Below are 11,829 nucleotides of genomic sequence, written 5' to 3'. Positions count from 1 at the left end.
CCACCGGAATGCCGAGCCGGCGTGCCTGCTCCCGCAGGGCGAGCGCATCCCCTTCCCGGGCCTTCGCCACGAGGTAGGGCGCCTCGCATTCGTCGACGTCGCAGCGGAGGACGGCGACCGCGAGTGCAAGTGGGAGGAGCGAGCGCATGGGCTGACGCTAACGCCAGTCAGCCCCGGGGCCAGAGTCCTTGCGTGTGGCAATTCGCTGATGAACGCGGTTCTTTCAGGAGAGGCGGAGAGTGGGGCCGTGTGCGTTCAGCGTCCGCGTCATGGGATGCCTCACTCCAGGACGCGAACGCGGCTATGCGGTGATTCAGGTCCCGCGTGTCGGAAGCGTTCGCCGCGTCATCCCGTGGCTCGAACAGCGCGCGGAAGAGGAAGCCCACCAGCGAGAAGACGCGGAGCGCCGCGTGGCCGAACTCCAGGTCGAGCTGGAGCGGGTCCGGGCCTCCCAGAAGTAGCCCTTGGGCGCCGTCCGCTCACTCCAGGCTGAAGGCTCGAGCCAGCGTCAGCATCTCTACCTGAACGGCGCCCGCTTCGAGCAGGGCCGAGGCCGCCGCCCGGGCGGTGGCTCCGGTGGTGAACACATCGTCCACCAGCAGCACGCGCTGCCCCGAGACACGGGATGACGCGGCGAACGCCCCCGCGACGTTGCTTGCCCGCTCCGCCTCGCTCAGCCCCACCTGCCGCTGTGTCTCACGGTGCCGCGTCAGCAAGCCCACCGGCGCCTTGCGCCCCGTGGCCTTCGCCAGCGCGCCCGCCAGCAACTGCGCCTGGTCGTACTTGCGCGCGTGATAGCGACGCGTGTGCAGTGGCAACGCGACCACCAGCTCGGGTGCATGGCTGAGGAAGCGGTGCGCCTCTCCCGCCAGCAACTCTCCCAGCGGGCCCGCGAGGTTGGGGTGGTCCTCGTACTTGAACCGGTGGATGGCGCGCGCCAGGGGCCCCTCATGCGCGAAGGGCGCCCAGGCGCGGGTGAAGGGCGGCGGGGCGGCACGGCACCGGGGACACGTGTCGCCGGGGAATGCGCCGGGCTCCGCGCAGGTGCGGCAGCACGCGGGCGGAAGCCGCTCCACCGCGGTGTCGCACGTCTCGCAGAAGAAGCCCTCGGGGCTCGGCAGCACCTTCGTGCACGCGAGGCACGAAGGGGGATAGAGCACGTCCAGCAGGGCCTTCAGCATGGGACGTGCCCCGCGCGCGTCACGGCAGCAGGCCCTGACGGTTCATCTCCTTGGACTGCGGCAGTCCCATCACCTTGCACAGGGTGGGAGCGATGTCCGCGAGGATGCCCGGGCGCAGCTTCTGCCCCCGGAAGTCCGGGTGGATGAGGTGGAAGGGCACCGGGTTGAGCGTGTGCGCGGTGTGGGGCTCGCCCGTCACCAGGTCCACCATCTGCTCGCAGTTGCCGTGGTCGGCGGAGATGGCCAGCACCCAGCCGTTGCGCTCGCACGCCTTGCCCAGCGCGCCCAAACATTCATCCACCACCTTCACCGCCTTCATCGCCGCGTCCAGCCGGCCGCTGTGGCCCACCATGTCCGGGTTGGCGAAGTTCACCAGCGCGAAGTCGTACTTCCCGGAGTCGAGCCGCTTCACCAGCTCGGCCGTGACCTCGTAGGCGGACATCTCCGGCTTCAAGTCATACGTCTTCACGTCGCGCGGGCTGGGCACCAGGTGCCGGTCCTCGCCCGCGTAGACGACCTCTCGGCCGCCGTTGAAGAAGAAGGTGACGTGCGCGTACTTCTCCGTCTCCGCCGTGCGGAACTGGCGCAGGCCCTGACGCGCCAGCAGCTCCGGGAAGATGTCCTGCGGCTGGTCTGGCTCGAAGAGCGCCGGCAGCTTGAACGTCTCGTCGTACTGGGTCATGCAGACGTAGCGCCCCAGCCGCAGCCCGCTCCGGTCGAACTCCTTGAACTCCGGGAACGCCAGGGCCTGCGTCAGCTCCCGCGCGCGGTCCGCACGGAAGTTGAAGAAGAGCACCGCGTCGCCGTCCTGGATGCGGCCCACCGGCGCGCCGTCACCGCCGGCCAGCACCGTGGGCTTCACGAACTCGTCGGTGACCTTCTCCGCGTAGGACGCGCGGATGGCGCTCAACGCATCCGGCGCCTTGGGGCCACGGCCGAGCACCAGCGCCTCGTAGGCCTGCTGCACCCGGTCCCAGCGCTTGTCGCGGTCCATGGCGTAGTAGCGCCCGCTCACGGTGGCGATGCGACCGGTGTGCGTCTCATGGAGGAAGCGCTCCAATTCCTCCACGTAGCCCAGCGCGCTCTGCGGCGGCGTGTCGCGCCCGTCCAGGAACGCGTGCACGTAGACCTGGGCCACGTTGCGTTCCTTCGCGGCCTTGAGCAGCGCGAACAGGTGGTCCATGGACGAGTGGACGCCGCCGGGCGACACCAGCCCCAGCAGGTGCAGCGCCTTGCCGTCCGCCTTCACGCCGTCCAGCGCCGCGCGGAGCACGGGGTTCTGGGCCAGCTCTCCGGACTCCGCGGCGCGGTTGATGCGCACCAGGTCCTGGTAGACGATTCGCCCCGCGCCGATGTTGGTGTGGCCCACCTCGGAGTTGCCCATCTGCCCCTCGGGCAGGCCCACGGCCAGCCCCGCCGTCTGCAGTTCGGTGAAGGGGTAGGGGCTCGCCAGCTTGTCGAGGTGCGGCGTGCCGGCCAGGACGATGGCGTTGTTGTCACGCTCCTGGCGGATACCCCAACCATCCAGGATGCAGAGCAGGACCTTGTGCGCGGGCGTCATGCTCCGAACCCTAACCATGCAGGTGCCAGACGGGAGAGGACAAAAAGTGGGCGCGCCTTGCTGGGGCGCGGGCAGCGCGCCCAGCCGGGTCCACGAGGTGCCTCGCCCAGAGGGTCGGTTGCTCGCTTCCCAGGCGTGCGATGCCGGTGCCAACGCGGAAGCCTCGCGCGGAGCACGGTGAGCGCCGGCGAGCGCAACGCCTTGCGTCAGGTTCCACTCCGCCTCGGGTTCCGTCCGTCAGTGGGCCGCGTCACTCCGGCCGGGCGCGCGTCTTGTATGTGAGGACGGGGGCCAGCGTGGCCACCACGCGGACCAGTCCCGCTTCCACCAGGTCCGTCACCACGCGGTCGATGGGCTTGTACGCGGGCGGCGCTTCCTCGAAGAGGAGGTCCTTGTTCTCACACACCACGTGGCTCTTGAAAGCGGTGCGCGTGAGGGACTCCGCGGTGAAGCGCTCGCGCATGCGCTCCCGGGCGGAGGAGCGCGTCCACTTGCGGCCCGCGCCATGCGCCAGGCTGTGCGCGCTGGTGTGGCCCTCCCCCGTGGGAACCACCAGGTAGCTGAGCGCGCCCCGGCTGCCGGGAATCACCACCGGCCCTTCGTCCGACGGCGCCGCGCCCTTGCGGTGCAGCCACTGCGTCCGGCCCGTGTCACGCCGTGGAGTGACGCTGTTATGGCACACGTCCAGGACCCGCTGGCCCAGGGCGCCGATGCCGTCCAGCATGCGCCGCGCCACCAGGGCACGATTGGCCTGGCCCCAGGCCACCGCGTGGTCATGCCGGGTGAGGTAGCGCCGCGCCTCGGGCGAGTCATCCACGAGCCCGCCCGCCGCGTGCCGGTCCACATGGGCCCGGAGAATCGCCTCGCCGAGACCGCGCGAGCCGGAGTGCACCAGCAGCAGCAAGCGGTCCGCGGACAAGCCCAGCGCGGTGAAGACCTTCGCGTCATGGACCGCGTCCACGCGCTGCAGCTCCGCGAAGTGGTTGCCGCCGCCCACCGTGCCCAGCGCGGCCTCGAAGCCCGAGGACTTCACGCCGTGCTCCTGGAGAAAGCCTTCCGCGTCGCCCGTCCACGGGCCTTCCAGGTCCAGCTTGCCGGCCCAACGCTCGGGTTTGGCTTTGCGGGCCAGCAGGTCCACGTTCCACAGGCCCATGCCACAGCCGATGTCACTGCCGACCAGATAGGGATAGAGGAAGCCTTCGGAGGTGAAGGCCGCGCCCACCGGAGCCCCCTTGCCGGGGTGCAGGTCCGGGAGGCCCACCGCCAGCTTCATGCCTGGCAGGCGGGCCATGGCTTCGAGTTGCCGTACCGCCTCGCCTTCCACCCAGGACTGGGCAGAGGCAATGACACGCACGGGCGCCTGAGGCGCGGAAGTGGGGAGATTTCCAGAAGAGGCGTCAGTGCGCATGCCCGGGCTGACGGCACCTGCGCGCCACGCCTGACGGTGGCGCCGGGGCGAGTGCCCGGCCGCCTACTTGTGGTACGGCTCGCCCTTGAGGATGGTGAACGCGCGGTAGAGCTGCTCGATGAGCACCACGCGCGCCAGCCGGTGAGGCAGCGTCATCTTCGACAGGGACAGCGTGAGGTTCGCCGCGTCCCGAACGCGCGTGTCGAGCCCTTCGTCCCCGCCAATGACGAGCAGCAGGTCCTTGGCGCCTGTCTGCGCCTTGCCGACGTAGCGGCTCAGCTCGACGGAGTCGAGCAGCGCGCCGCGCTCGTCCAGGGCCACCAGCCAGTCCTGCGGCTTGCGCTTGGAGAGAATCGCCTCGGCCTCGGCGGCCTTCGCGTCGCCGGGCTTGAGCCGCTTGCCGCTGGCCTCCGCCAACTCCACCAACTCGAAGCGGGTGTAGTGACCCAGGCGCCGGGCGTACTCCTGGACCGCGGGCTCATACAGGCCCGAGCGGTCCTTGCCGATGGAGAGGAGCCGGACCTTCACCTCAGGCCAGCTTCTCCCGCGACGCGTCGGCCCAGAGGCCCTCCAGGTCGTAGTGCGCGCGCAGGTCCGTGAGGAACAGGTGCGCCACCACCTCGCCGTAGTCGAGCAGCACCCACTGGCCCGTCTCGAAGCCCTCGGTGCCGATGGGGCGCAGGTTGCCTTCGCCCGTCTTGAGCTGCACCTGGACGTTCTCCGCCATGGCGCTCACCTGGCGGTCCGTCTCCGCGGAGGCGATGACGAAGTAGTCCGCGTAGGACGTCATCCCGCGCACGTCGAGGATGACGACGTCCTCCGCCTTCTTGTCCACCAGCAGGTGGCCGATGCGGTGCGCCAGCGCCTTGGCGGCCGGGTTCTCCGCGGGGCCCGCCTTCTGGGACGAGGCAACTGGGAGCTTCGCCTTCTTCTTCTTCGCGGGCGCCTTGGCGGGGGCCTTCGGCGCCGACTTCCTGGCGGCGGGGACCTTCTTCTTCGCGGGCGTCCTGCCCGATACCGTCTTCTTCCGGGCCGCCGGGGCCCGGGTGGTGGTCTTTTTCGCGGTCGTCTTCTTCTTCGTGGCCATGTGCGGCGCACCCTACCGCACCCTTGGCAACACGGAAGCGGTCCTCTATCTGCTGGTGTCCATGAGCGACGCCCGGCTGGAACAGTTCAAGAAGATGGTGGCGGACTTCCCGGACTCCCCCATGAGCCATTTCTCCCTCGGGAAGCTGTACCTGGAGCGGCGGCAGTACCCGGAGGCCGCCCACGCCCTGGAGTCCGCCGTCCGGTTGGACTCCACCTATGCGGCCGCCATGGTGGCCCTGGGGGACGCCTGGGCGGGGGCGGGGGAGCCCGACAAGGCGCGCGAGGTGCTGGGCCGGGCCCGGGAGCACGCCCTGTCCCAGGGGCACGCGGGCCTCGCCGAGGAAATCGACGAGCGCATCGCGGACCTTTCGTAGGCCGCGCCCTCAGTAGCGCCAGGTGAAGCCGGTGCTGAAGACCTGGCGCGTGTAGGTGAGCTCGTTGCGGGGCAGCCGGGTACTCCAGATGCCCCAGGACACCTCCACGTCCAGCGCCGCCGTCAGCGGCCGGGCCAGCTTCACCGAGAGCGAGTTCTGCCCCTCGTCCTCTTCCACCAGGATGATTTCCGGGGAGAGGTAGATGCCGTCCGGATATTGGATGACGCCCAGCGAGCCCTGCGCCAGCAGGGTCACCCGCCAGGGCAGCCGGACGCCGGCGTTGGCCGACACCCGGTGCCGGCGGATTGTCTCGCCGTAGCTGTTGGAGGAGACCTCCTGGAAGGCGTACGTCAGCCCCAGGGCCACCGGGCCCCGGTAGGTGTACGACGCTCCCGCCGTCAGGGCCCCGTCTTGACGGCGGCCGGGGAGGAGTCCCGAGCCGCCCCCCGTCCCCGGCGGGCGTGCCCGGGGCTGGGTGCCGAAGCGCCGGGAGTTCCAGTCGCCGAAGACGGACAGGTTGTGCCGGCGGTCGAAGCGGTAGCGGCCCAGCACACCCACCTCGGGGCCTCCGAAATTGGCGGTGGGGTCCGGCCGGTACACGAAGCGCCGGGCGCCTGCCCGCACTCGCAGCGCCAGCCTGACGTCCGGTGCGTACTCCAGGAAGGCCGTGGCCCCCAGGTCCGAGTACGAGCGAGAGCCGCCCCGCCGGTCCTTCGCGTGGCCCTCCAGGCCGATTCCCAGCGCCGTGCCCACGGCGTGTGAGGCCTCCACCGCGCCCGACTGCACCAGCGTGTTCTCGTCCTGGTAGAGGACGTACAAACGCGTGCCCAGCTCGTAGCGGCCCACCAGCTGGGCACGCTCGAAGGCGCCGCGGCCCTCGGCAGAGCCCAGCAGGCTGAAGGCGAAGTCCCGCTCCGCGCTGGCGGTGAACGCGTCGGAGAAGTCCCGAGGCGCGTTGGTGTCCAGCAGCAGGCGGCCGGTGCCCCTCAGTGCGCCGTCCCACTCCGCCGCGGGCGCACGGCCGGCGGCGAGCATGGCGAGGACGAGCAGGAGCGGCGCGAAGGAGCGGACCACGGCGCGCGCACCATACCCCGTCGCAGGAGGGCAGGGGCGGCCGTCCGGGCGCTCCCACCGGTGACGCCGCCCCCGGCGGCCCGTTACATTGGGCCCATGCGCCTTGTGTCCTTTCTCGCGGTGGCCTGGCTGGGCCTGTCCGCCTGCGCCTCCTCCTCCTTCACCACCGAGGTGAAGGGGGAGTCGACCGTGCCCGCGGGCACGCCTGGCGTCGACACGCCCCTCAACGGCCTCCCCGCCATCAGCAGCTTCGCGGGGATGGACTTCGACAAGAACCAGGACTTCAAGAACCAGGGGATTCGCAAGAGCGAGGTGACGTCCGTCAAGGTGGAGTCCCTCACGCTCAAGGTCCTCAACCCCAATGACCAGGACCTCCGCTTCCTGGACTCAGTGGAGTTCTATGCCCGCGCGGGAGACCGGGAGGCGCGCATCGCGGCGCGCCAGGACGTGTCCGCGCTGGATTTGAGGCCGCCCAACCCCGTGCTGTCGCTGCGCGTGGACAACGTGGAGCTGCAGCCCTTCGTCTCCGCGCCGTCCATGAGCATCATCATCCGCGGCCGCGGCATCATGCCGGCGCGCGAGGTGCGGCTGCAGGCGGTGGTGAAGCTCCAGGTGGAGACCGGGCTCTTGTAGTCCGGTGCCGGGAGGCACGTCCCTCAGGGGACGCCCAGCTCCTGCGCGCGCCGCTCCAGCTTCGTGGCGCGGCCTTCCAGTTCCCCGGCCAGCGTCTCCAGCCGCGCGGCCTCGGCCTCCAGCGCCGCCAGGTCCACGGGTCCACCCGCCGCCAGGTCCTGGGCGCGCGGCGTTTCAACCTGGGGCCGCCGGTCCGTGGCCCGGGCCGACAACGGCGTCGGATAAGGGGGGCGGCTCGGGTCGACGCCTTCATCGGGGCGTCCGCCCATGTTGGGAGGCGGCGCGTCGGAGCTGCCATCCTGGAAGGAAGGCGCACCGGGGCCGGGCACGGAGCGCTCCACCTGGATGCTCCGGTCGCTGCCCATGCGCAGCCGCAGCCGCCGGTCCTGGTCGTCGAACATCGACTCCTCGCCGAGGAAGTCGTTCATGCGGCGGTCCAGGTCGCGCTCCTCGCGCACCTCGGTGATGCGGCCGCGCAGCGCCTTCAGCCGCTCGCGCACCTTGTCCCGGGTGTCGCGGAGCGTGTCCGCCTGGGCCAGCAAATCCTCGGGGTCATCACCGCCCGCGGTGGCCTTGTCCAGCGAGGGCACCTGGGACGCGGGCAGGGCGGCGCGGATGGCTTCCCGCTCGGCGCGAACCGAGCGCACCGCCTCCAACAGCGTCTCCCGCTGCCCCCGGTCCGCCGTGCCTTCCCACGCCGCGAGCAGCCGCGACAGCTCGTCCGACAGCGCCGTGTGCAGGGCCAGGTGCGCGCGCTCCGCTTCGCCCTCCGCCGCGACGACGGCCTGCGCCAGTCCGGTGAGCTGCCCGCTCAGCTCCTGCGAGCGCCGCAGCGCGTCCTCCAGCTCCGTCCCCGCCATCAGCCGGCCCTGGCGCCGCGCCTTCAGCGTTTCGATGCGCGCCGCCAGCCCGTTGAGCTCGTCGCGCAGGCTCTGCTGCTGACCCCGCAGGGAGCGGGTCTCCGCGCGCGCCGACTGGGCCCGCCCCCGCATCGCTTCCAGCCCGGACGCGGCCTGACCGGGCATGGCCAGCAGCAGGCTCAGCAGGAGGGCGAGGGCGCGGAGATTCATCAACGACAGCCCCAGAGCAAGGTGGGTGCCAGCCTGCTTGCCCATCCCCGGGGTTCGCGGCCACTCGGCGCCCAACAATTCCGGACACCTGGCGCATCCAGGGGGACAGGGGCGGAGGTGGGATACCGGTGAAAAGTCATGGGGGACGGGGACGGATGACAGATTTTCGAGGATCAGCGCTCCTCGGGCGGCGTTCCCTTGGGGAGGAAGCCGTACTTCTCCAGCTTGTAGTACAGCGCGGACGTCTTGATACCTAGCAGACGGGCCGTCTCCGTCTTCACGCCGCTGGCCTTCTCATAGGCCCGGGCGATGAGCTGGCGCTCCAAATCTTCCAGGATGTCGGGCAGGGGCCGGTCGCCCTGGAGCACTGGCAGGCCCGCCTCGACGCGCGGGGTGCCGCTGGCGGTGAGGTGTGAGGGCAGGTCCAGGTCGGTGAGCTGCTCGCCTTCGGCGAAGACGAGCGCCTGTTCGATGACGTTCTCCAGCTCGCGCACGTTGCCAGGCCACGCGTGGCGGGCCAGGGCCCGCAGCGCGCTGTCGTCCAGGCCCATGACGCGCCGGTTCACGCGCATGGCGTGCTTGGCCACGAAGTGCCGGGCCAGCAGGGAGATGTCCTCGGGCCGCTCGCGCAGGGGCGGCAGCACCACCGGAACGATGTGCAGGCGGTAGTAGAGGTCCTCGCGGAAGCGTCCGGCCTTCACCTCGGCCTGGAGGTCCCGGTGGGTGGCGCTCACCACGCGCACGTCCACCTTGAACGTGTCCTCTCCGCCGACGCGCTGGATTTCCTTCTCCTGGAGCACGCGCAGGAGCTTCGTCTGCACGGAGGCGGGAACCTCGCCAATCTCGTCCAGGAACAGCGTGCCGCCGTCGGCCAGCTCGAAGCGCCCCAGCTTGCGCTTCACCGCGCCGGTGAAGGCGCCGCGCTCATGGCCGAACAGCTCGCTCTCCAGCAGCGACTCCGCCAGCGCCGCGCAGTGCACGACGATGAAGGGGCCGTCTCGGCGCGGGGAGCGCTGGTGGAGCATGCGCGCCACCAGCTCCTTGCCGGTGCCGCTCTCTCCGCGCACCAGCACCGTGGCGTCGCTCTGCGCCACCTTGAGCACCTGGGACACCAGCCGCTGCATGGGCTCGCTGTCGCCCACCAGGCTGCCGTGCGTGAGGGCCGCGTCCGTGTCGTGCGCGGCGGTGCGCGCCGTGAGCCGCTCCACCTGCTTGCGCGTGGAGGCCAGCTCCAGCCCCTTGTCCACCTTGGCGCGCAGCACCTCGGGCGGGAAGGGCTTGGTGATGAAGTCGTAGGCGCCTTGTTGCATCGCCTGCACCGCGGTCTCGATGGTGCCGAAGGCCGTCACCACCATGACGACGGCGCCGGCATCCAGCGCCCTGAGCGAGCGGGTCACCTCGATGCCGTCCATGCCGTCCATCTTCAGGTCGGTGACGACCAGGTCGAACGGCGCCTTCCGGTAGGTGGCCAGTCCGTCCTGGCCGCTGCGCACCGCGGACACGGTGTGGCCCGCGCGGGTGAGGGTGACAGCCATCCCTTCACGCAGCGTGTCGTGGTCGTCGATGACGAGGATGCGCGCCATGGCGTGAGTCGATTCTCCCTGCAACCCGAGGCCGGCCGCCTCCTGGGGCCGCCGCATGAGAGCACATCCGGACCGGGTCGCTCCACCGGCTCAGCAGGTTGTCACACGCCACGGGCGTGCGAAGGTGCTGGCGCCGCCTGTCCGGGAGCAGTACGGGGAGGCATGGACTCCGAGGTTTCTTCCGCCACGTCCCTCCTGGCCCTGCTCGAGCGCCACGTTCCCGAGGACGTGAAGGAGCGCGAGGACCTGGAGCGCATGCGCCACTTCGCCCGCTCACTGGCGCGGCCCTTCTCCCGAGAGCAGCCGGAGGCTCACTTCACGGGCAGCGCGGTGGTGGTGGACCCAGCGGGCGCGCGCGTCGTCCTGTTGCATCACCGCAAGCTCCAGCGCTGGCTGCAGCCCGGAGGACACGCGGATGTCACGGACGCGGGCCACATGGAGGCCACGGCGCTGCGTGAAGCCCGTGAGGAGACGGGATGTCGCGTGTCCCTGCACCTGTCCGCGCCTCGGCCGCTGGACGTGGACATCCACACCATCCCCGCGCGCCGCGACGAGCCGGAGCACCACCACCTGGACGTGCGCTTCCTCGTGGTGGCGGAGGACCCCGACGCCCTGACGCATGACCCGGCGGAGTCCTTCGGCGTGCGGTGGCTCACCTGGGCCGAAGCCATGATGCACGCGGACGAGGCGCCCCTGCGCCGCATGCTGGAGAAGGCCCGGCGCGTGGTGGCCTCCGCGCCCTGAAGCGCTCGAAAGCGGAAGCGCGCAGGGCCTCGCGGTCAGGGGCTCTGTGGCTTCGCGGACCGAGCGCGCGCGCCCGCACCCGGATTTGAAACAAAATACGGAAAACACGGCCTGACTGCCTGAGGCGATTGCAACCATGCCGTCCTGCTTGGGCGGGTGAGGGAGGCCATGCCGGCCTGTCACCTGCCGGGAAGCCAGGAGCCGTGCCCATGTCGTCCGCCGCGCCGCACCGTTACAGCCCCCCTGTGCTCACGCTCACCGCGCACCCGCGCTGGTTGGAGTCGATGCTGGAGTCCCTGCGGGACGAGTGGAGCGCAGCCTGCTGGCCTCCGTTGTTCCGCGCGACGGCCGACGGCCAGCGCCCGCCGCTGCGTCACTGGCGGCGGGTGCTGGCCAACTTCTTCCTCATCGTCGAGTCCTTCCCCAAGTACATGGGCCTGTCACTGGCGAAGACGACCTACGGTCAGCGTCCCGGAGACGCGAGCGCCCGCCGCTGGCTGCTGCAGAACCTGGGCGTGGAGGCGAAGCACGCCGAGTGGTTCATCGACTGGATGCGCGGCATTGGCCTGGCGCCGGAAGCCGTCTTCACCCAGCGCCCCTTGCCGGAGGTGCGGGCGCTGCACGAGTTCCTGCTCGACACCTGCGCGCACGGGACACTGGCCGAAGGCGTGGCCGCGTCCAACTGGGCGGTGGAGGGCATCACCGGTGTGTGGACGCGCGAGGTGGTGGAGCCCTTCCGCGCCTATGCCGCGGACGGCGCGCGCATCGACGCGCATTCGATGATGTGGCTCAAGGTGCACGCGCGTTATGACGACCAGCACCCGGAGGAGGCGCTGGAAATCATCAAGCTGTCCACCGACGTGGATTCTGGTGAGGCCTTCCGCGTCCAGGCCGCCGCCAGGAAGTCGCTGCGGATGTATGCCGCCGCGCTCCACGCGTGCTGCCCCGACTGAATCGCGCGACACCCACGCACAGGCCTCCGGTGTGTCTCCCGCGCACCTCGAGGCCCGGCGTGTGCTCGCGAGCCTCGTGCTTCACGCGCTCTGTCCGGAAGGCGGCAGCTTCCGGATGACCCGCCTGTCCGCTTCGCGTGGAGAGTGCCGTACTTGCGG

General features: G+C 70.8%; 13 protein-coding genes and 1 pseudogene. 5 read left to right on the top strand and 9 right to left on the bottom strand.

What is annotated here, in order from left to right:
- Nucleotides 1-142, bottom strand: a pseudogene (locus tag HV824_RS37605) (flagellar biosynthesis protein FlhB); the annotation flags it as partial.
- A 166-nt stretch (nt 143-308) separates the two neighbouring features.
- Between HV824_RS37605 and HV824_RS23095 the strand changes: the two are divergent.
- Nucleotides 309-461, top strand: coding sequence for a hypothetical protein (locus HV824_RS23095; protein WP_255208266.1), 153 nt, complete (start codon nt 309-311; stop codon nt 459-461).
- Between the two features lie 18 nt (nt 462-479).
- Here HV824_RS23095 and HV824_RS23090 read toward each other — a convergent pair whose 3' ends face one another.
- From HV824_RS23090 to rsfS, 5 genes are all read right to left on the bottom strand, one after another.
- On the bottom strand, nt 480-1,181 hold the full coding sequence (locus HV824_RS23090; RefSeq protein WP_176424222.1) for a double zinc ribbon domain-containing protein: 702 nt from the start codon (nt 1,179-1,181) through the stop codon (nt 480-482).
- Between the two features lie 19 nt (nt 1,182-1,200).
- Complete coding sequence (gene gpmI / locus HV824_RS23085) at nt 1,201-2,742, bottom strand: 2,3-bisphosphoglycerate-independent phosphoglycerate mutase (protein ID WP_176418864.1); 1,542 nt, start codon at nt 2,740-2,742, stop codon at nt 1,201-1,203.
- Between the two features lie 250 nt (nt 2,743-2,992).
- Complete coding sequence (locus HV824_RS23080) at nt 2,993-4,150, bottom strand: RNA ligase RtcB family protein (protein ID WP_176418865.1); 1,158 nt, start codon at nt 4,148-4,150, stop codon at nt 2,993-2,995.
- 63 nt (nt 4,151-4,213) lie between these two features.
- Complete coding sequence (locus tag HV824_RS23075) at nt 4,214-4,678, bottom strand: 23S rRNA (pseudouridine(1915)-N(3))-methyltransferase RlmH (RefSeq protein ID WP_176418866.1); 465 nt, start codon at nt 4,676-4,678, stop codon at nt 4,214-4,216.
- Between the two features lies 1 nt (nt 4,679).
- Nucleotides 4,680-5,237, bottom strand: a complete 558-nt coding sequence (gene rsfS / locus HV824_RS23070; RefSeq protein ID WP_176418867.1) for a ribosome silencing factor — start codon at nt 5,235-5,237, stop codon at nt 4,680-4,682.
- On the opposite strand from rsfS, the gene HV824_RS23065 reads away from it, so the two are divergent.
- The gene (locus HV824_RS23065; protein WP_176418868.1) at nt 5,236-5,613 is read left to right on the top strand and encodes a lipopolysaccharide assembly protein LapB; all 378 of its coding nucleotides are present in this window, start codon (nt 5,236-5,238) and stop codon (nt 5,611-5,613) included. The two genes, rsfS and HV824_RS23065, sit on opposite strands and share 2 nt — an antisense overlap.
- A gap of 9 nt (nt 5,614-5,622) precedes the next feature.
- Here the strand turns inward: HV824_RS23065 and HV824_RS23060 are convergent, their stop codons facing one another.
- Nucleotides 5,623-6,687: a hypothetical protein gene (locus tag HV824_RS23060; RefSeq protein WP_176418869.1), complete on the bottom strand. Its 1,065-nt coding sequence runs from the start codon at nt 6,685-6,687 to the stop codon at nt 5,623-5,625.
- A gap of 96 nt (nt 6,688-6,783) precedes the next feature.
- On the opposite strand from HV824_RS23060, the gene HV824_RS23055 reads away from it, so the two are divergent.
- Nucleotides 6,784-7,320, top strand: a complete 537-nt coding sequence (locus HV824_RS23055) for a hypothetical protein (RefSeq protein WP_176418870.1) — start codon at nt 6,784-6,786, stop codon at nt 7,318-7,320.
- Between the two features lie 23 nt (nt 7,321-7,343).
- Here HV824_RS23055 and HV824_RS23050 read toward each other — a convergent pair whose 3' ends face one another.
- Both HV824_RS23050 and HV824_RS23045 read right to left on the bottom strand, forming a co-directional pair.
- Nucleotides 7,344-8,390, bottom strand: coding sequence for a TetR family transcriptional regulator (locus tag HV824_RS23050; protein ID WP_255208265.1), 1,047 nt, complete (start codon nt 8,388-8,390; stop codon nt 7,344-7,346).
- 173 nt (nt 8,391-8,563) lie between these two features.
- On the bottom strand, nt 8,564-9,973 hold the full coding sequence (locus tag HV824_RS23045) for a sigma-54 dependent transcriptional regulator (RefSeq protein ID WP_176424220.1): 1,410 nt from the start codon (nt 9,971-9,973) through the stop codon (nt 8,564-8,566).
- A 162-nt stretch (nt 9,974-10,135) separates the two neighbouring features.
- On the opposite strand from HV824_RS23045, the gene HV824_RS23040 reads away from it, so the two are divergent.
- Together HV824_RS23040 and HV824_RS23035 are read left to right on the top strand one after the other, a co-directional pair.
- Nucleotides 10,136-10,717, top strand: coding sequence for an NUDIX hydrolase (locus HV824_RS23040; RefSeq protein WP_176418873.1), 582 nt, complete (start codon nt 10,136-10,138; stop codon nt 10,715-10,717).
- 209 nt (nt 10,718-10,926) lie between these two features.
- Entirely contained in the window at nt 10,927-11,670 is a 744-nt protein-coding gene (locus tag HV824_RS23035) for a TenA family transcriptional regulator (protein WP_176424219.1), read from the top strand.
- Nucleotides 11,671-11,829 lie beyond the last annotated feature (159 nt).

The organism is Myxococcus sp. AM009 (assembly GCF_013372605.1).
Classification (GTDB): domain Bacteria; phylum Myxococcota; class Myxococcia; order Myxococcales; family Myxococcaceae; genus Myxococcus; species Myxococcus vastator.
Note: the sequence above shows the minus strand (reverse complement) of the source record. Positions and strands in the feature narration are given on the sequence as shown.

Bases quoted from the DNA above. Each gene is read 5' to 3' on its own strand.
- HV824_RS23035 (WP_176424219.1), top strand. From the start codon at position 10,927: ATGTCGTCCGCCGCGCCGCACCGTTACAGCCCCCCTGTGCTCACGCTC.
- HV824_RS23090 (WP_176424222.1), bottom strand. From the start codon at position 1,181: ATGCTGAAGGCCCTGCTGGACGTGCTCTATCCCCCTTCGTGCCTCGCG.
- HV824_RS23045 (WP_176424220.1), bottom strand. From the start codon at position 9,973: ATGGCGCGCATCCTCGTCATCGACGACCACGACACGCTGCGTGAAGGG.
- gpmI (WP_176418864.1), bottom strand. From the start codon at position 2,742: ATGACGCCCGCGCACAAGGTCCTGCTCTGCATCCTGGATGGTTGGGGT.
- rsfS (WP_176418867.1), bottom strand. From the start codon at position 5,237: ATGGCCACGAAGAAGAAGACGACCGCGAAAAAGACCACCACCCGGGCC.
- HV824_RS23055 (WP_176418870.1), top strand. From the start codon at position 6,784: ATGCGCCTTGTGTCCTTTCTCGCGGTGGCCTGGCTGGGCCTGTCCGCC.
- HV824_RS23050 (WP_255208265.1), bottom strand. From the start codon at position 8,390: ATGAATCTCCGCGCCCTCGCCCTCCTGCTGAGCCTGCTGCTGGCCATG.
- HV824_RS23065 (WP_176418868.1), top strand. From the start codon at position 5,236: ATGTGCGGCGCACCCTACCGCACCCTTGGCAACACGGAAGCGGTCCTC.
- HV824_RS23040 (WP_176418873.1), top strand. From the start codon at position 10,136: ATGGACTCCGAGGTTTCTTCCGCCACGTCCCTCCTGGCCCTGCTCGAG.
- HV824_RS23080 (WP_176418865.1), bottom strand. From the start codon at position 4,150: ATGCGCACTGACGCCTCTTCTGGAAATCTCCCCACTTCCGCGCCTCAG.